The sequence below is a fragment of the Mycobacterium sp. NPDC048908 genome (assembly GCF_043197955.1).
In the GTDB taxonomy this organism is placed as follows: Bacteria; Actinomycetota; Actinomycetes; order Mycobacteriales; family Mycobacteriaceae; genus Mycobacterium.
The window spans coordinates 83,201-101,028 of record NZ_JBICUE010000006.1 but is presented as its reverse complement, the minus strand read 5'-3'; the positions used below and the strand labels follow the sequence as shown (position 1 = coordinate 101,028).

At 64.3% G+C, this 17,828-nt stretch carries 16 protein-coding genes; 5 read left to right on the top strand and 11 right to left on the bottom strand.

The annotated features are described in order from the left end of the window. Nucleotides 1-42 precede the first annotated feature (42 nt). The 5 genes from ACGFK1_RS17520 to ACGFK1_RS17500 all read left to right on the top strand — a co-directional run bounded on the left by ACGFK1_RS17520 (nt 43) and on the right by ACGFK1_RS17500 (nt 6,357). Nucleotides 43-1,119, top strand: a complete 1,077-nt coding sequence (locus tag ACGFK1_RS17520; protein ID WP_393431548.1) for an NAD-dependent epimerase/dehydratase family protein — start codon at nt 43-45, stop codon at nt 1,117-1,119. Nucleotides 1,120-1,137: 18 nt separating this feature from the next. After that, the gene (locus ACGFK1_RS17515) at nt 1,138-1,971 is read left to right on the top strand and encodes an SDR family NAD(P)-dependent oxidoreductase (protein ID WP_393431545.1); all 834 of its coding nucleotides are present in this window, start codon (nt 1,138-1,140) and stop codon (nt 1,969-1,971) included. Nucleotides 1,972-2,207: 236 nt separating this feature from the next. Then, nucleotides 2,208-3,542 carry a glutamate--ammonia ligase gene (locus tag ACGFK1_RS17510; RefSeq protein ID WP_393431542.1) on the top strand — a complete coding sequence of 445 codons (1,335 nt, stop codon included), beginning with the start codon at nt 2,208-2,210 and terminating at the stop codon, nt 3,540-3,542. A gap of 5 nt (nt 3,543-3,547) precedes the next feature. Next, a complete protein-coding gene (locus ACGFK1_RS17505; RefSeq protein WP_393431540.1) occupies nt 3,548-4,867 on the top strand; it encodes a DUF1116 domain-containing protein in 1,320 nt (439 codons plus the stop codon). Further along, nucleotides 4,864-6,357, top strand: a complete 1,494-nt coding sequence (locus ACGFK1_RS17500) for an APC family permease (protein WP_393431537.1) — start codon at nt 4,864-4,866, stop codon at nt 6,355-6,357. The genes ACGFK1_RS17505 and ACGFK1_RS17500 overlap by 4 nt, the downstream gene beginning before the upstream one ends. A gap of 4 nt (nt 6,358-6,361) precedes the next feature. Here the strand turns inward: ACGFK1_RS17500 and ACGFK1_RS17495 are convergent, their stop codons facing one another. From ACGFK1_RS17495 to ACGFK1_RS17445, 11 genes are all read right to left on the bottom strand, one after another. After that, nucleotides 6,362-6,886, bottom strand: coding sequence for an Lrp/AsnC family transcriptional regulator (locus ACGFK1_RS17495; protein ID WP_393431534.1), 525 nt, complete (start codon nt 6,884-6,886; stop codon nt 6,362-6,364). A 28-nt stretch (nt 6,887-6,914) separates the two neighbouring features. After that, nucleotides 6,915-7,721: an SDR family NAD(P)-dependent oxidoreductase gene (locus ACGFK1_RS17490; protein WP_393431531.1), complete on the bottom strand. Its 807-nt coding sequence runs from the start codon at nt 7,719-7,721 to the stop codon at nt 6,915-6,917. Nucleotides 7,722-7,828: 107 nt separating this feature from the next. Further along, entirely contained in the window at nt 7,829-10,228 is a 2,400-nt protein-coding gene (locus tag ACGFK1_RS17485; RefSeq protein WP_393431529.1) for a CoA transferase, read from the bottom strand. Nucleotides 10,229-10,316: 88 nt separating this feature from the next. Then, nucleotides 10,317-11,285 carry an enoyl-CoA hydratase/isomerase family protein gene (locus ACGFK1_RS17480; RefSeq protein WP_393431526.1) on the bottom strand — a complete coding sequence of 323 codons (969 nt, stop codon included), beginning with the start codon at nt 11,283-11,285 and terminating at the stop codon, nt 10,317-10,319. Nucleotides 11,286-11,295: 10 nt separating this feature from the next. After that, a complete protein-coding gene (locus ACGFK1_RS17475; RefSeq protein ID WP_393431523.1) occupies nt 11,296-12,441 on the bottom strand; it encodes a M24 family metallopeptidase in 1,146 nt (381 codons plus the stop codon). Further along, a complete protein-coding gene (locus tag ACGFK1_RS17470; protein ID WP_393431520.1) occupies nt 12,431-13,666 on the bottom strand; it encodes a M24 family metallopeptidase in 1,236 nt (411 codons plus the stop codon). Before ACGFK1_RS17470 ends, ACGFK1_RS17475 begins: the two co-directional genes overlap by 11 nt. Beyond that, nucleotides 13,663-14,838 carry an amidohydrolase family protein gene (locus ACGFK1_RS17465; protein ID WP_393431518.1) on the bottom strand — a complete coding sequence of 392 codons (1,176 nt, stop codon included), beginning with the start codon at nt 14,836-14,838 and terminating at the stop codon, nt 13,663-13,665. Before ACGFK1_RS17465 ends, ACGFK1_RS17470 begins: the two co-directional genes overlap by 4 nt. A gap of 14 nt (nt 14,839-14,852) precedes the next feature. Next, entirely contained in the window at nt 14,853-16,076 is a 1,224-nt protein-coding gene (locus ACGFK1_RS17460; RefSeq protein ID WP_393431515.1) for a cytochrome P450, read from the bottom strand. Between the two features lies 1 nt (nt 16,077). After that, nucleotides 16,078-16,272, bottom strand: coding sequence for a ferredoxin (locus tag ACGFK1_RS17455; RefSeq protein ID WP_393431512.1), 195 nt, complete (start codon nt 16,270-16,272; stop codon nt 16,078-16,080). A 1-nt stretch (nt 16,273) separates the two neighbouring features. Further along, nucleotides 16,274-16,954, bottom strand: a complete 681-nt coding sequence (locus ACGFK1_RS17450; protein WP_393431509.1) for a TetR/AcrR family transcriptional regulator — start codon at nt 16,952-16,954, stop codon at nt 16,274-16,276. Between the two features lie 26 nt (nt 16,955-16,980). Continuing rightward, on the bottom strand, nt 16,981-17,781 hold the full coding sequence (locus ACGFK1_RS17445) for an SDR family NAD(P)-dependent oxidoreductase (RefSeq protein WP_393431506.1): 801 nt from the start codon (nt 17,779-17,781) through the stop codon (nt 16,981-16,983). Nucleotides 17,782-17,828 lie beyond the last annotated feature (47 nt).

Below are 17,828 nucleotides of genomic sequence, written 5' to 3'. Positions count from 1 at the left end.
CTCTCGAAAAAAGAGAATGTCATATCCGCAGGTAGGAGCGATATGTCCGACACAGTGCTCGTCACCGGCGGCTTCGGCCTGGTCGGTACTGCGACCGTGCGGCGGCTGGCGGCCGACGGCAGGCGGGTGGTGATAGCCGACCTCGAGACAGCCGCCAACGTCAAGAAGGCAACCGCACTCCCTACCGGCGTCGAGGCGCGGTGGACCGACCTCACGGATCCCGAGCAGGTGCAGCGCCTGGTTTCCGACGTCACGCCCGCCGCAATCATCCACCTCGCCGCGATCATCCCGCCGCTGATCTACCGCAATGCCAAACTCGCGCGTCGCGTCAATGTCGAGGCAACGGCAACACTGGTGCGCATCGCCGAAGGGCAACCCACTCCGCCGCGCCTCGTATTGGGATCGAGCAACGCGGTGTTCGGTCCGCGCAATCCGCACCGGACCACCGCGCCGCTGACGGCCGACGACCCGACGCGGCCATGCGACCTGTACAGCGGTACCAAGGCGGAGGCCGAGGAAATCGTGCGGTCGTCGAAACTGGACTGGGTGGTGCTGCGGTTCGGTGGTGTGCTCACCCCGGATTTGTCGACGATGCCGCTCAGCGGGGACGCCATGCTCTTCGAGAGCGCACTTCCCAGCGATAACCGGGTGCACACCGTCGATGTTCGCGACGTCGCGCGGGCATGTGCCGCTGCGACGACCGCCGATGCCGTCGGGGAGATCTTGCTGATCGCGGGCGACGACTCCCATCGGCACTGTTACGGCGATTTGGCGCCGGCCATGGTGTCTGCGCTCGGCATACCGCGGGCCATCCCGCCAGGGCGGCCGGGAGACCCCAACAGCGACAAGGACTGGTTCGTCACCGACTGGATGGACCCGACACGGGCACAGGAAGTGTTGAAGTTCCAGCACCACTCGTGGCCGGACATGATGGCCGAGTTGTCCGCGAAGTTCTGGTTCATGCGGTACTGGGGCCGGTTGCTCGCGCCGATCGTTCGCGCGGTGATGAAACGCCGGTCGGCCTATTGGAACGCACCCGGCCAGTACGCCGACCCCTGGGGCGCCATCCGCGCGAAGTTGGGGGAACCTGACCCGGACAGGCTGTACGACCGGACCTGACCGCATAGTGTTCGCGCCGTGGAGAGTTTCGAAGGGCGCGCAACAGTCATCACTGGCGGTGCGAATGGCATCGGCTTCGCGACAGCCAAGGAGTTCGCTCGCCGCGGCGCCCGGGTGATGATCGCCGACATCGATCAGTCCGCGTTGGACGGCGCGGTCGCGACGCTGCGTGCAGACGGAGTCGACGCCCATGGCGTGGTTTGCGACGTGCGCAAACTGGACGACGTCGCCCACCTCGCCGACGAGGCATTCCGCGTCTTCGGCGACGTGCACGTGGTGTTCAACAACGCCGGCATCGGATTCGCTGGGGCGATCGCGGAAACCAGCCACGACGACTGGCGCTTCGTGATCGACGTCGACCTCTGGGGCCCGATCCATGGCGTCGAGGCGTTCCTGCCGCGGTTGATCGCCCAGGGCGGCGAGAGCCACATCGTGTTCACGTCATCGTTCGCGGGGCTGATCCCAAACGTGGGGCTTGGGCCGTATTGCGTTGCGAAGTACGGAGTCGTCGCGCTTGCCGAGACACTGGCCCGTGAGTTGCGGCCGGACGGGATCGGGGTCTCCGTGCTGTGCCCGATGATCGTGGAAACCGAGTTGGCGGCCAACAGCGAACGAGTGCGAACCGCAGACTATGGGCCAGCCACGTCGTCCGCAGAAGATACGGCACTGTTGTTGACCGCGACCGATCCACTCGTTCGGGCCGACGACGTCGCGCGACTCACCGCCGACGCGATCCTGGCCAACCGTCTGTACGTGTTACCGCACCGTGCAGCGCGTGATTCGATCCGGCGACGGTTCGAGCGCATCGACCACACCTTCGACGATCAGAACGCCGAGGGCTGGACACACTGAACTGATCTTGGTGGTGACCGGGCCAGCGCCGCCATCGAAAATCGTCACACCCTAAGCGCCGCAACGCTTTAGCGCGCTACGCACACGTGCGGTGACGCAGTCCCTGCTGTCGCACCGAGCCGGCCTCCACATCGATTTCTAAACGATTTTCGTTCCATTTCGGTCAGGTTAATGCTTGTATTCGACTTATGCCGGTGTTTAGATGCCATAAATCGACCAACGAAGGGACGTCATCGATGTCATCAGCCGCCGACCTGGCCACCACACTCGCTGAACAAGGAGTGCGATATGTGTTCGGCTTCTATGTCGACATCCACGGCGTGCCCAAGAGCAAATGCGTGCCTGTGACGTCACTCGAGTCGATGGCCAACGGTTCGGAGCTGTACACGGTCGGCGCGTTGGAAGGCATGGGCGAGCTTGGCCCGCACGAGGATGAGTGTCAGGGTTTCCCCGACCTCGACCGGCTCGTCGTATTGCCGTGGGATCCACAAATCGCACTCGCCCCCGCCACTCTCAAACTGGAAAACGAGCTCTATCCCCAGGACTCACGCAATGTGCTGCTGCAGCAGGTTGAGCGGGCCGCCGATATGGGATTCGTCGCCAACGTCGGTATCGAACCCGAGTTCTATGTGATCCGACAGACCGAAACCGGCTGGGAGCCATTGGTTCCCAGCGATACGCTCAATGAGCCGACTCGAGGCTACGACCTCGAAGCGACCATCCTCGCGCGCGACTTCCTCGACCCGATGGCCCAGTACATGGCCGACCTCGGCTGGGGTTTGTACTCCTTCGACCACGAAGGCGGCGACGGTCAGTACGAGTTCAACTTCGACTATGCGGACGCGCTGACGATGGCCGATCGAATGGTGATCTTCCGCCTGATGGCCAAGCACTGCGCGCGCAAATTGGGTTGCGTCGCCACCTTCATGCCGAAGCCCTTCCAGGACGATTTCGGCTCCGCTGCGCACATCAACATCAGCCTGGCCGACGCCGCCTCGGGCCGCAACGTGTTCGCGGATGCCGACGGCGAGGGCTACAGCGACCTGGCTCGGCACTTCACCGCAGGCGTTCTCGCGCACGGTGACGCGATCACCGCCGTCACCTGCCCGACGGTGAACTCGTACAAGCGGTTCACCAGTAAGGGCTTCATGGACGAAATCTCTTGGGCGCCAATATATCGAGCATGGGGCAACAACAACAGGACACTGATGTGCCGGCTGCCCGTGAACCGACACTGCCTCGAGGTGCGCACCGCCGACGCGGCTGTGAACTACTACCTGGGGATCGCGATGGCGCTCGCGGCCGGACTCGACGGCATCGAGAAGAAGCTCGATCCGGGTGAGCCGCTGAATGTCGACACGTACAAGCTCGACCCTGCCGAACTGCGAGATATTGCACTGCCGACCACATTCGAGCGTTCTTTGGCTGCATTCGAATCAGATGACCTCGCTCAGCGCGCCTTCGGCAAGGACTTCCACAGAACGTACTTTGACTACATGAGTCGCGAGTGTCACGAGTACCAGTCCGTGGTCACCGACTGGGAGACCCGTACCTACCTGCAGCGGGTCTGACGACGATGACGACAGAAACCATGGCGTTCACGTTGACGCAGGACGCCGAGTTGCGGCGTCAGCAAGGAAACACCGCCGCGCTGGAACGACTGCTGTCCGCCCAACCCGTGCTTGTCGATGTCGCCGCGGCACGCGATGTCGTTCCCGGAATGACGGATTCGACGATCCTGACATCGGGGGCACCGCTTCAGTGGCCGCAGTACACGGGTGGCCAACGTCGTTCGATCCTGTATGCCGCGGTTTATGAGAGACTCGCCAGCTCGCTCGGGGCGGCCGAGAAGGCGTTGGACAACGGCAGCATCATCGTCCGCAGCACCCAGCAACACCAGTGCATCGGGTCCGTCGCGGGAATCTACACCGCCTCCATGCCCGTGCTGGTGGTACGTGACGACACCTACGGCGGCACCGCGTTCTGCAATCTCTACGAAGGCAAGAGCAGGCATCGACTGAACTACGGCTCGTACAACGACGAGGTTCGTGACGGCCTGCGTTGGTTGGAGAACACCATGGCGCCGGTGCTGTCCGAAGCGCTGAAACTGCGCGGGCCGATCCCGCTGAAGCCGATCATGGCGCGGGCCCTGCGCCTTGGTGATGAATTGCACAGCAGGAACACCGCAGCAACCATGGTGTTCGAACGCGAGCTGACACCGTCATTCATCCGAATGGGCAGCACGCGCAGTGCGGCCGCGGTGTCCGACGTACTCGACTTCTTCCGGGACAACGACTACACCTTCCTGCGAATGGGGATGGCCGCCGCCAAGGTCACCGCGGATGCCGCGCACGGCGTGCCGGCCAGCACGCTGATCACCGGGATGAACATCAACTGCCTGTCCTTCGCGATTCGTGTCAGCGGTTTGGGTGATCAATGGTTCACCGGTGTGCACCCCCGACTCGACGGGAAGTTCTTCGACGGGTTCGGCCCACGCGATGTCGAATGGATCGGCGGTGAAAGCTGCTTCACCGAAGTGACCGGGTTGGGCGCCTTCGCGCAGGCCGCCGCTCCCGCTTTGCAGGCATACCAGGGCGGCAGCTTCAACCGAATGATGGAGAACAACTTGGCGCTCTACGACATCACTCTCGCCGAGCACCCGGACTTTGCCATCCCCGCATTCGGATTCCGTGGCACGCCGGCGGGCATCGATCTGATGCAGGTCCTTCGGCTGCGACGTACCCCAATGATCGACGGTGGTCTTGCGGGTAGCTCCGGCGGGCAGATCGGCGCGGGCCTGCTGATTCCTGACCTGGACAGCTTCGAGTCGGCATTCGAAGCTTATCGCGCGCAATACGACCGGGCGGACAACAGCAGGCTGGACGGTGCTCGATGACCGAACTCTCGCCGAAGCCCAGCCTGGACTCGGAGCGGGGCACCACATCTCGCCGGAAGGGCATGGGCCCATTGGAGTTGGCGTTCTTCGTGATCGCGGCTGCCGGCCCCCTGCTGGTGGTCGCCGGCTACACGCCGCTGTCGTTCAGCATCGGCGGAATCGGCGCGCCCGGTGCGCAACTCGTCGCCAGCCTGGTATTGCTCTTCTTCGCCGTCGGGCTCACCAAGATGGCGCTGCGCATACCGAATGCGGGCGCGTTTTACGCCTACATCGGGCAGGCCTTCGGCAAGATGGCGGGCGGCGGGGCCGCGATACTGGCGATGGTCTCCTACTCGATCATCGCAATCGGCGAAATCGCGGTCGTCGGTGCGTTCGCCGCGACACCCCTCGACAGGGTGGTGACCGGCGTCGAAATCCCATGGTGGGTCTGGTCAGTGGCGTCACTCGCGATCGTGGCGTTTCTCGGTCATCGCCAGATTTCGATCAGCGCCAAGGTTCTTGGTGTGGCGCTGATGACCGAGGCCGGTGTGCTGCTGATACTGGGCATCTGCGTGCTGTACAGGGGCGGCCCGGAGGGATTCGACCTCAGTTCGTTCACACCGTCGGCCATCTTCGCCGGCGGAGGTACCGGCGCGATGTTCGCCATCGTGTTCGGCGCATTCATCGGATTCGAGTCGACCGCGATCTACGCCGAGGAGTCACGGCAACCCGAGAAGACCGTTCCTCGGGCAATCTATCTAGCTGTCGGATTCCTCGGCATCTTCTACACGTTCATGGCTTGGATCGTCTTCACGGCGTACGGCAAGTCACAGATCGTGGCATCGGCAACCGCCGATCCCGTCCGCTTGGTGTTCGCAGCCATGGAGCGCTATGTCGGGCACCCCGCCGTCGTGGTCACCGAGATATTGCTGGTCACCAGCGCGTTCGCCTCGGCACTCGCGTTCCACAACACGGCAATTCGCTATCTGCACACATTGGGCCGTGAACGCTTGCTGCCTGCGGCCACCGCACGGGTGCATCCGATCCACCGGTCACCGCACCGGGCCAACGTCGTCCAGTCGGTGTTCTCGCTGTTGGTGATCGGGGCGTTCATCGCTGCCGGCGCCAAGGACGCCTACCTCAATGTCTTCTTGCCTGTGGTCTCCGGCGGGGTGCTGGCGGTGATCGTGTTGCAAACACTGTGTTCCGCTTCGATTCTGGTGTACTTCAATATCCGCCACACCGACCATGGGCTGTCGCGATGGAGCACTTTGGTCGCACCGCTGTTGAGCTTCGTCGGCCTGCTCATTGCCTCGTACCTGGTAGCGAAGAATTTCGCGCTGCTATCCGGCCAGACTGGTTGGATCAATGTCGTTCTGTTACTGAGTCTTCCCGCGCTGGTTCTCGTCGGGGTGCTGCGCACCTACTGGTTGCGGATCCACGATCCCGCGCAGTATGAGCAGCTGACGAAGACGAACGTCTACAAGATCGAGCAGCCCGCAACCGGCTAGCCGCCTACCACTCGAAGGAGAACTTCTCGATCTGCAGGATCAAAGAGGTCTCCACCGCGGTGATTCCCTCCATCGCGCCGAGAACATCGGTGGTGAAGCTGAGCACATGCGCCTGATCGGCGAAGAACGCCTCGATGATGAGATCGAAACGGCCAGTTGAATATCCGCAGTAGCGGACCTCCGGCAGCGCCGCTAGGCTCCTGCACACCGCGCGCAGGCTGTGCAGTTCGGTGGATATTCCGATGATCGCGGACAAATTCAGACCTGCCAGGCTCGGGCTCGGTATGGCAACGACTTCGATGGCACCGGTGGACAGCAGGCGCGCGATCCGCTTGCGCACAGTGGTCTCGGTGACGCCGATGGTCTTGGCGATGTCGACGTTACTCGCCCGTCCGTTGGCACACAGCAATCGGATGATCTGGCGGTCGGTTTCGTCGACGGTGGAAACCGGAACCTCGTCCGTATCGGGGACTGCGGCATCTAATGGGGATGTTCGCCGGCGTGCCGGCCGCTTACCGCGTGCAGTCATGCGTTCATGATAGTTTGCCGTCGCTGCGCTATCCGGGGCCCAGTTGATAGTCACCGGTCTCGGGATCGTGGTACCACCCGCTCGCAGCGTGGGTACCGCCATCGACGTGAATCGTCTGTCCTGTGACATAGCTCGACAAATCCGACGCCAGGAACACCGCCGCGCCTGCCATCTCGTCGACGTGTCCTGGGCGACCCATTGGAATCATGTGGCGGGCGTTCTCCGAAAGATCGTTAGGCGAGATCTTGAGCAAGCCCTCGGTCACGGTCAGATCGGGGGCGAGAGCGTTGACGCGAATATCGTGCGGGGCCAACTCGAGCGCAGCGGTTTTGGTGTAGTTGATGACGCCGGCCTTCGCCGCCGCATACGCGGCGTAGCCGGGAGCCGCACGAACTCCCTCGATGGACGTCACATTGATGACGCTGCCCGGCTCTCCGGTGCCCACCAGGCCGCGGGCGATACGTTGCGTGCACAGCAGCACATGGCGAAGGTTGCTCTTGTACAACGCATCCCAGCCGTTTTCCGTGGTGTCGAGTAGCGGCGCCTTGAACACTCCGCCCGCGTTGTTGACGAGGATCGACGGCATGCCCAATTCGGATCTGGTGCTCTGCAATGCCTTGTCGACCTGCTCGCTGTCCCTGACATCGGTGACGACGCCCAGGGCGCCGATGGCTTCCGCGGCCGATGCGCAGGTATCTGGGTTGCGTTCCCAAATCGCGACTTTTGCACCGAAGGCAGCTAAGCCCTCTGCGATGCCGCGGCCGAGCCCCTCTCCCCCACCGGTCACCACCGCGATGCGGCCGGTGAGCAGGATATCGGACGGATCGATCGCCATAAGACCAACGCTAATGGGTCATGCGCACGATGCGGTCGCCATTTTTGCACGCAGGGTCGTGGCCGCTCAAAAATTCGGAAACCCTGAGTGCAAAATTCACACCGCTATCAGACCGTGGCGCCGCCCATGGCCGGAGTCGTCCCGATCACGCCCGCGACCTCCAGGTCGTCGATCTCGCGCTCACTCAGTCCCAGCCCGCAGAGAACCTCCCGGTTGTGCTGGCCCAGCAGCGGCGCCGGCTGGACATGCACCCGCTCGGGTCCCCGCGACGACCGGAATGGCAGCGTGCTGTGCGGAGTCAGGACGTTCACCGGGTGTGCGACCTCCTCGAAGAACCTGCGGGCGGCCAGTTGCGGCAGCTCCGTTTGCCGGTGCGGCTGCATGACCTTGGCGACGGGCACACCGTGATCCCACAGCGCCTCGACGATGTCGTCGCCGGTGCGGATCTCGCACCACGCGGTGAGGTGCTCATCGATCAGATCGTGTCGCCGACGCCGACCGTCGGCCGTTGTCAGCTCGGGATCGGACGCCCAGTCGGGGTGCCCCAACGCTGCACACAGGCAGGCCCACTGCTCGTCGGTGGTGATGGCGACGGCGACCCAGCAGTCGCGCCTGCCGAACTCGTCGATTTCGTTGGTGCGATAGAGGTTCTGCGGCGCGGCCGTCGGCCCGCGATTTCCGTCGCGCTGCAGCAGGGCGCCGTAGGAGGAGTGCTCGATCACCTGCTCGGCGGCCACGTTGAGCGCAGCGTCGACCATGGCGGCCTCGATGTACACGCCCGTTCCGGTTCGGCGGCGATGTTCCAGCGCGAGCAACAGTGCGTTGAGCGCATGTACGCCCGCGTTCGGGTCGCCGACGGAATACGGTTCGTAGGGGTTTCGGTCGGGGTAGCCGGTCAGCCAGCTGATCCCCGACGCAGCCTCGATGACGTAGGCGAAGGCGGGGTTGTCCCGCCACGGTCCGTCGAGGCCGAAGCCGGGCATCCTCAGCATGATCGCGTCGGGCCGAACCGCTTGGACTGCAGCGAAATCCAATCCCATTTGATCGAGCACGCGCGGAGTGAAGTTCTCGACGACGACGTCGCACGTCCCGATCAGCCGCAACAGCAGTTCGCGTCCCGCGGCGCTCTGCAGATCGAGCGTCAGCCCCTTCTTGTTGGTGTTGAGCCCGGAGAAGATCGGCGATTTCTCCCACCACCGGTCTTCGGTGATCGGGATGCCCGCGATCAACCGGGTACCGTCGGGTCGCCGCGTGGACTCCACATGGATCACCTCGGCACCGAGCATGGCCAGCAGGTGTGTGCACGACGGTCCGGCCCAGAACGTCGTCATGTCCACCACCCGCAGCCCCTCGAATGGCAACTTCGAAGCTGGCATTCGGGCGCGAACTGGGGGGCTTTTTCGACCCGCTTGTCGGCGGTAATGGTCGGTGTGCTCGCCGAGGCGGGGCGCCGGTTGCGGTGCCCGCAGAAACGCGGGCTGCATCCGATATGGCGGAGCGGGTTGGGTGAACCCGTCACGCGGATTGCGCACGAACGACCTGCGCTCGACGAAGTGGTCGAGCGATTCGACGTTGGCGCCGTTGGCAACTGGTGCATTCGGTATCCGGAACGCCGTCGCGAGGTCACGGATCTCGTCGACGGTCCGGCTTTCGACCCACGCGTACAGTTCGGCGGATTTTTCGTTGGCCTGCTCGGTGATCGACAGCGGCGACTCCTCGTCGATCCAGTCCTGGTGGCCCGTCATCGCGCACAGGTCGAACCACTGCTGCGCGGTCCCGCAACCGATGTCGATCAACCCGTCACCGGCCCGCGCTATGCCAGGCACCGTGAGCCTGCGGGCGTCGCGCCACGGCCTGCCGAGCATTTCGAAGTAACTCACTGGGTAGTAGGTGAGACCCAGGATCTGCGTCTCGAGCATCGACAGGTCGATCAACTCCGCGGCACCGCGCATCCGCGACGCCATCGTCGCCGCGCTGGCGTAGGCGCCGGCGAGGTATTCGCCGACCTGCCCGCCCACGAATACCGGTGCGCGGTCGGCTGATCCGCGTCCCAGCCCGACGATGCCGCCCGACCAGGCCTGCAGGGTGAATTCGGTGGCAGGCCGATCCGCCCACGGCCCGTCAAGACCGAATGGCGTAATCGCGGTGACGGTCAGGTGCGGGTGCGCCAGGTGGATCCCAGCGGGGGGCAAGGCCTCGGCGACCGCCGAACCCCGCGACCACACCATCGCGTCGGCGTCGGCGAGTAGATCGTTGACGAACTTCAGGTCGGCCTCGGCGTCGGCGACGACGCTGCGTTTCGAGCACGCCAGAAAGCTGAACAGCGCGCCGTCGTGACCGGGCTGTATCTCGGCCCGGGACGCCGACCACCGCCGCAGCGGATCACCCTCCGGCGCTTCGACTTTGATGACCTCGGCGCCACCGTCGGCCAGCAGCTTGGTGCAATACGCGCCCGCGATGCCACTGGAAAGGTCCACGACGCTGTAGCCGTCAAGCGGACCGTTCACGCGACCCGCCACACGAGATTGCACTTGTTGCGCGGAAAGGCGAGTGGGCCGTTCACCAAGTCACGTCTCGCGGAATGCAGCGCAGGCACTAGTCCTTCTTCTTGCGGTTCGACTTGCTCAACCGGAATTCCGGCGGGAACTTGCTGTCATTGTCATTGACGGCATCGGCCAGTCCACTGTCGATCGCCTCCATCATGTCGAGGTCGTCGGTGTCATCGTTGGCCACCCCGCTGCCCATCGACTCGAAGAACGCGGACAACAGGCTGCCCATGTACTCGCCCTGGTGCTGTTTGTATACCTCGAAGAAGACCTTCTGCTGAAACACGGTGTCAACGGGTCGGTTTCGGGCACAAGCACGCGCGTACTTGTCCACCTCCGCCTCGAGCTTATCCCGGGACACCACCTTGTTGAGGAAATTGCAGTCGTACATCTCGGCAGCCGTAAAGGGTCGACCGGTGAACACCATCTCCTGGAACTTGCGCAGCCCCATCATCTGTACCCACGTCCACATCCGCGGGCCCCAGCCGTAGTAGCGGAACGACGGATGGCCGAACAGCGCGTCATCGGAGGAAATCACCAGGTCGGCGTCTGCGCACTGATAGAAGTGCCAGCCATAGCAGTAGCCCTTGGCCTCGACGATGCTGATCTTCTTGAGTTCCTGCAGCGGTCGGTTACCGGCCTGCACGTTGGCGTACCAGGCGCTGATCGTTGCTCCGCTGCGGAACGTTCCCGCGGGCGGGTACGTGACCTCGCCGACACCTTCGTCCTCCAGCCGCAGCTCGGCCAACCGGAGGTCCGTATTGTCGTAGCCCTCCATGAATTCGGGGAGATCGGCGCCGCTGCCGAGATCGTCCCCGACCCCTCGGATCACCACGACCTTGACGTCGTTGTCGACGGTCGCAGCCCGGAGCAGGTCCGCATACCGCAGCCTCGCCATCGAGGTGGGCGCGTTGAGATACTCAGGACGATTGAAGGTGATGGTGGCGATCTTGGTCTTCGGATCCTTCTCGTACAGAATCAACTCTTCGGGCTTGGGACGAGTTCGCTTGTCTACCATCACAACTCCTTCAGTTGATCGCCACACCGGCGCGATTTCCCCACGACGGACTCGACGTCAACAGTTCCGGACCGGCGGACGTGATCAGCACCGCCTCGCGTCCGAACACCGCACCGACGCCGTCCTGCCACACGTAACCGGTGACGGACAGCACCATCCCCGGCTCCAAGACTTCCCTCGCCGCGGTGGCCTGCAGTTCCGCTACCACCACCGGCGGGTCGAAGCCCAGGCCCAGCCCGTGCGCTACCGGCATCGGGGGCAGCGGTTCACCGGCCGTCTCATACGCCTTGAGCAGTTCCGCGGCGGGTTTACCCGGTTGACACGATGCAGCCAGCCTGTCCCACAGCGTGTTCCATCGGTCGTACAGGGCGGACACTGTGCTGTCGGTGATGTCACCGACGGGCCACGTCCGGCCCACCTCGCCGACATAGCCGTCAGCCAGCACACCCGCCGACAACGCCACCAGGTCGCCGGTTTCGATCCGGCCGCCACCGCGCGTCCTGCGCCAGGGATGCTCACGCGATGTGACCCAGGCGCCGTCCTGGGTGGCTGGTGTACTCACCCCACCGGCGGCCTGCGCCTCGAGCAGAATTCCCGTCAAGTCCTTCTCGGTGGCGCCCACTCGAAGCTTCGCGACCGCGGTGGCCAACGACTCCTCGGCCACCCGCAGCGCGCCGCGCAGTGTGACCAACTCCTCCGATGTCTTGACCCTCCTGGCCGCGCGCATGGCGGGCTCACCGTCGACGATCTCGGCGTTCGGGAACGCGGCCGGAAGAAGCTTGGCGAATGACGGTGTCAGGGCATCGGTTCCGACTCGGCGCGCCGTCGACACGCCGTCGATGCCTTTCAACACCTCGATCAGGGTCATCGGGTTCCACGCCAGTCCGTAGAGGTGGTCGTGGGGAATGTCGTCGGGCATCCCCTCGTCCCATGTGCTGTTCAGGTGGATGTCACCGGAGGAACGCACAACGGTACAGATCGGACCGAACGGCCGGGTGCCCGCAACCCACAACTGCGGTGCACCCGAGAAATACCGGACATTGGCCTGACGGCCGAGCACGAGCACATCAAGGTCGTGCGCTTCCATTTGGGCGAAGGCGCGTTCGCGCCGGCCGATCCGCAGTGCCCGCTCGTCGGGCAGAACCTCAATCGCCATAGGGGGCATAGGGGTAGTCGGTCAACGGCACGTAGCCGTCCTCAGTGATCACCACAATCTCCTCGCTTCGATAGCCGCCGGTACCGTCCTCCCAGACCACCGGCTCGAGCACCAGCACCATCCCGGCTGGGAAGACGAAGTTGTCGTCGAACTCCTGGCCGAGATCCGTCCCGATCATCGGCATTTCGGCGGCATTGGTGCCGATGCCGTGGCCCAGGTAGAAGTGCGGCAACCACGGCTTCTTCCCCCCGTTCGCCGCGATCGCCGCCCGTGCCAAGTCCCCCGACGTCGCGCCGGCCTTGATCACCTTCAGCACGGCGTCGAGGGTGCTGCGCCACTGGCGGAACTGATCCTGCTGGCGTGCCGACGGCGTCTCCCCGACCAACCAGGTCCGGCCGAAGTCGGAGCAGAAACCCGTGTAGGTGATGCTGACATCGGTCCACAGCACGTCACCCTTGGCCAACTCCCGCTCCGTGGTCAACAGCGGAAGCGCGAGGTCCCCGTGCGTGGTCCACGTGCCCTCGGCCCGAGTCGCGGGCATCACCTGCCAGATGGGCTCGAGCATGCTGGCGGTGGCGCCGAGTTCGAATGCGCGACGCACGAATTGTGCCGACAGATCGATCTGCCGCACGCCCGGCGCCAACGCCTTCTGCACGTCGACGGCGGCCTCGTCGGTGATACGGCACGCCCGCCGAATACAGGAGATCTGGTCGGCCGTCTTGACCAACTTGGCGGCACCGACAACGGGCGCAGCGTCAACCGGGGCGCCGGAGGGGAACAGCCGGTCCGTCGCGCGGCGCATCGCGCCGGTCAGTTCGTCCAGACCGACCGCTGCGCCTGCCGGGATGAGCTCGGCCAGTACCCGAGCCAAATGCGCGACGCCCTCGTCGAATTCGAGATAGAGCGGCGGATGTACGTGATCGGGCGGTATCTCCGTCGCCGACGCGGCGCCTACGCGCAGCGGCATGAACAGGTGCGGATGCTCGTCGTCGGCCAACACGATCGCGACGGGGCGTTCGACGTGCGACAGTCCCGCATCCAGCAGCGGCCAACTTGCGCCGGTGGAGTACACCACGTTGCCGTTGCCGAGCAGAATCAGCGCATCAACCCCGTTGTCCGCCATGGCGCTCCGTAGCCGGGCGCCAGTTTCGCGGTACATGCGAGCCCGGTCGGGCCACTCCGGAATATCGGAGGCGCAGGTGATCGCCGTCAATGATGCGGTCATCCGTCGATTCCCAGAAACTTCTTGATGTTGGTGCTGACGATCTTGACGGCATTCTCCGGCCCGACCGCGTCCACGACCGTCGCCAGCGACTTCTCCGAGTAGCCGAACGTGCTTTCGTTGTGCGGATAATCCGACGACCAGAACACGTTGTCGACACCGATCCGGTCGATCAACTGCAGACCCAGCGGATCCACCATGAACGAAGCCGCCATGTGGTTGTTCCAGTAGTACTGGACGTCGTGGGCAAGTTCATGGTTGAACATGTGCCGATAGGAAGCCAGCATGTGCTCGGCGTCCTGCAGCGCTGTCGGCACCCAGGCGATCCCGCCTTCGAACCAGCCGATCTTCAGGCTCGGGTGCCGGTCCAAGATCCCGGAGAAGACATACTTGGCGAACTGTTCGCGGAACGAGTCGACATTGATCATCATGCCGACGACGACGCTGTTGTTCTCGCACGGCGTTTTCGGGGGGGTCTCCCCGATGTGGTGGGTCACCGGCAGGCCCGCCGCCTCGATCTCATCCCAGACCGCGTCCATCGAGGCGCCGCCGTAGTCGTAGACGTTGCCGTCGTCGTCCTTGCCGGGGTTCAGCGGCAGCAGGAACGTCTTGAGTCCCAATGACTTCAGCTCCTCGAGGGTGCTCCTGGTGCCCTTCGGATCCCACCAGTTGATCAGCCCGACACCGTAGAAGTGGCCGTTGGACCGCTCCTGCAGGTCGGCCATGTACTCGTTGTAGATCCGGAACACCCGTTCGCGTAACGCCTTGTCCGGGTAATGGAACAGCGCCAGCACCGCGTTCGGGAATGCCAACTCCTTATCGATGCCGTCTTCGGCGAGTTCTCGGATGCGCGCCTCGATGTTGTTGGACGCCGCGCCTGCGAGGTCGTCGTACTGCATCAGCACGCGGCCGAAGTCACCGCCGACCCAGGACTTACCCTTCATGCCGACCATGTACGCACCGTCCTCGTACCAGATGCGCGGCGCCTGGCCCTTCAGGTCGTCGGGGAACCGCTCGAAGAAGATGTCGTCGGCGACCGAGATGTGGTTGTCGGCCGAGAAGATCTCGGTGCCCTTGGGGATTCCGGTCAGGCCGCCCTCCATGGCGTGTCCCTTGCGGTTCTTGGGTGCGCCCCAACCCTCGGCGGGGTAGAGGGTGGCTGTTTGAGTTGACATGGTCGACGCTCCAATCACCAGGTAACGGGAAGTTCGTAGACGCCATACGCGAGGCGGTCGTGCTTGAACGGCACCTCGTCGAAGGGAATGGCAAGACTCAGCGTCGGGATGCGCCGAAGCAGCGTGTGAAACACGATCTGTAGCTCTGCTCGGGCAAGCTGCTGCCCGACGCACTGATGGCGGCCGTAGCCGAAACCCAACTGCTGACCCGCATCACGGCTGAGGTCCAGCTTGTCCGGCTGGGGGAAGGCCCTGGCATCCCAGTTCGCCGGGGCGAGATCCAAGATGATGCCCTCGCCGGCGCGGATCGTCTCACCACCGATCTCGATGTCGTCGATGGCCACCCTGCGCTGCCCGTTCTGGATGATCGACAGGAAACGCATCAATTCTTCGACCGCGTTGGCGATGAACTTGGGATCGCTGGAATCTCGCAGCAGCGCAGCCTGTTCCGGATTCTCGAGCAGCGCCAGCACGCCGATGCCGATCATGTTCGCAGTGGTCTCGTGCCCCGCGATCAGCAGCCCGGTGCCGAGTTGCGCGGCTTCCTTGATGCTGATCTCACCGGCGTTGACCCGCTCGGCCAGGTCCGACACCGCGTCCTCGGAGGGCTCTTCCATCTTCTTTTTGACCAGGTCGATGAGATACCCGGCCAGGCTCATCGCGCCCTTCTGGCCGTCTTCGGCGGTGGCATAGCGGGCCAGTCCGACGTTGGCGTGATGCTGGAAGAACTCGTGGTCTTCGTATGGCACACCGAGCATTTCGCTGATCACCCGAGTGGGCACCGGCAGCGCCAGCTTGGTGACGATGTCAGCGGGTTGCGGGCCGGCCAGTATGGCATCGATGCACTCGTCGGTCACCTCCTGGATGGCGGGGCGCAGCCTCTCGACACGCTTGAAGGTGAACGGCTTGGACAGCATCCGGCGGAACCGGGTGTGCTCCTCGGCGTCGGAGGTGAACACCGACCGCGGCCGCTTGTACACCGTCGAGAGCATGTGTTCGTTCCAGTGCGGGAAGCCCTCGCGGCGGTCGTCGACACTGACTCGGGAGTCGGCGAACAATGCCCGCGCCACCTCGTGTCCGGTGATCAACCACGGCGTGCTGCCGTCCCAGATCCGCACCCTCGACAGCGGTTTGGCGGTCCCCATGTCGAGCACCTGCGGCGGCGGGGCGAACGGGCAGCGCGCGTCGCGGTCCATGGGGTACTCGGGGATGTCCAACTGGGCCAGAATTTCCGACATGTCAGTCCTCGATGTCGATGGCCAGGGCGGGGCAGGCCGCCGCGGCTTTGCGGGTGTTCTCGGCCTGCTCTGCATGCGGGTTGGCGGTCAGAAGGGTCACGACGCCGTCGTCGTTGCGCTGGTCGAACACCTCGCTCGCGTTCAGCACACACTGGCCGGACGAGACGCATTTGTCTTGATCGACAGTCACTTTCATGTCAGGCGTGCTCCGTGACAGGCGCGCACCACAGCCCGACGATCGCGTCGATCAAGCCCAATCCAACGGCGTTCCACGTCATTCGCGGGACGTCGGCGCCTTCGGCGAAGGCCCGCTCGAAGTCGGCGCATGTGTGCATCATCAGGTTGCGGGCCATGATGTTGCGTTCGGCGACGACGGCCATCGGCAGGTTGGGCAGGCAGCGGGTGATCCCGTCCACCACCCGCGCCAGCGACGGCGAGGCCAGCGCGTCCCTGGTCACGATCTTGTGGTACGCGGGATCCGCCATCACCTGAGCGGCAAAACGCGCGTACCAGGTCGGGTTGCCCAGTCGCGCCAGATGCTCGGTGAATGAATGCACCAGGCAGGCGATCCAATCGCGCAGCTCGGTCGAGTCGCCGGTCTCGGCCACCATCGCATCGAGTAGCCCCTCGATCGACGCGCGGTGCTTTTGTTCGATGGCACGCACCAGATCGGTCTTGGTGCCGAAGTGGTAACCGACCGCGGCGTTGTTTCCTTGTCCCGCAGCCTCGCTGACCTGCCTGTTGGACACCGCATAGACGCCGTGCTCGGCGTACAGGCGCTCGGCGGCCTTCAGTATCGCTTCCTGGGTGGAGCTGGCCCGATCGGCGCGCACGGTCCTGGCGGGGGTCACCGATCTAGTCAATCCCCCTCCACGCATTAAGTCAAGCGACTGATTTAAAAATGTCACGGGCGTCGGATCACCTTGCCCGCGACCGTGCCGCCGTCGACAGGCAACACCGTGCCTGTGACATACCGCGATCTATCCGTGGCGAAGTAGAGCGCCGCCTCCGCGACATCCTCGGCGGTACCCTCGCGTTTGAGCGGACGGTCGGCCCGCATCTGCGCGCGAATCTTCTCCTCGAACTCAGCGAGCTTCTCGAGGTCCTCCCCCGCCGCGGACTTCCGCACAATCGCGGTGCGGATGTTGCCCGGCGCGATCGCGTTGACCCGAATCTCGTAGTGCGCCAGTTCAATTGCGGCGGACTTGGTGAACTGGATGACTGCGGCCTTCGATGCGCGGTAGGTCATCACACCGCCGCCGGCCTGGATGCCACCGATGGACGTGACGTTGATGATCGATCCACCGCCGTGCTCGGACATGTGCCGGGCGGCGTCTCGTGTACCCGCCATCACCGCGCCGACGTTGATCGCCATCACCTTGTGGAAGTCGGCGAGGTCGTCGTCCATGAAACGGCGGTGCATGGTGCCGGACACGCCCGCGTTGTTGACCATGACGTGCAGGCCGCCGAAATGCTCGACCGCCGTCGACACCAGCCGCCCGACCTGGTCGAAATCGGCGACGTCGGCCTCGACGAACAACGTGTCGCCGCCGAGTTCGGCCGCCAACGCCTTACCGCGGTCCCGGTCGACGTCACCGATCAGCACCTTGGCGCCCTCGGCGGCGAATCGCCGAACCAGTCCTTCGCCGAGGCCCGACGCACCACCGGTCACGAGTGCGACCTTGCCCGCCAGTTCGTCGCCCATACCGCCGACTCCTTACGCCGAAATGCACGTTTTGTACAGAAAGTTCG

Excerpts from the sequence above, each read along its gene's own strand:
- ACGFK1_RS17450 (WP_393431509.1), bottom strand. The coding sequence starts at position 16,954 with ATGCGTGGAGGGGGATTGACTAGATCGGTGACCCCCGCCAGGACCGTG.
- ACGFK1_RS17505 (WP_393431540.1), top strand. The coding sequence starts at position 3,548 with ATGACGACAGAAACCATGGCGTTCACGTTGACGCAGGACGCCGAGTTG.
- ACGFK1_RS17495 (WP_393431534.1), bottom strand. The coding sequence starts at position 6,886 with ATGACTGCACGCGGTAAGCGGCCGGCACGCCGGCGAACATCCCCATTA.
- ACGFK1_RS17490 (WP_393431531.1), bottom strand. The coding sequence starts at position 7,721 with ATGGCGATCGATCCGTCCGATATCCTGCTCACCGGCCGCATCGCGGTG.
- ACGFK1_RS17475 (WP_393431523.1), bottom strand. The coding sequence starts at position 12,441 with ATGGCGATTGAGGTTCTGCCCGACGAGCGGGCACTGCGGATCGGCCGG.
- ACGFK1_RS17465 (WP_393431518.1), bottom strand. The coding sequence starts at position 14,838 with ATGTCAACTCAAACAGCCACCCTCTACCCCGCCGAGGGTTGGGGCGCA.
- ACGFK1_RS17520 (WP_393431548.1), top strand. The coding sequence starts at position 43 with ATGTCCGACACAGTGCTCGTCACCGGCGGCTTCGGCCTGGTCGGTACT.
- ACGFK1_RS17470 (WP_393431520.1), bottom strand. The coding sequence starts at position 13,666 with ATGACCGCATCATTGACGGCGATCACCTGCGCCTCCGATATTCCGGAG.
- ACGFK1_RS17445 (WP_393431506.1), bottom strand. The coding sequence starts at position 17,781 with ATGGGCGACGAACTGGCGGGCAAGGTCGCACTCGTGACCGGTGGTGCG.
- ACGFK1_RS17480 (WP_393431526.1), bottom strand. The coding sequence starts at position 11,285 with ATGGTAGACAAGCGAACTCGTCCCAAGCCCGAAGAGTTGATTCTGTAC.
- ACGFK1_RS17460 (WP_393431515.1), bottom strand. The coding sequence starts at position 16,076 with ATGTCGGAAATTCTGGCCCAGTTGGACATCCCCGAGTACCCCATGGAC.
- ACGFK1_RS17500 (WP_393431537.1), top strand. The coding sequence starts at position 4,864 with ATGACCGAACTCTCGCCGAAGCCCAGCCTGGACTCGGAGCGGGGCACC.
- ACGFK1_RS17455 (WP_393431512.1), bottom strand. The coding sequence starts at position 16,272 with ATGAAAGTGACTGTCGATCAAGACAAATGCGTCTCGTCCGGCCAGTGT.
- ACGFK1_RS17510 (WP_393431542.1), top strand. The coding sequence starts at position 2,208 with ATGTCATCAGCCGCCGACCTGGCCACCACACTCGCTGAACAAGGAGTG.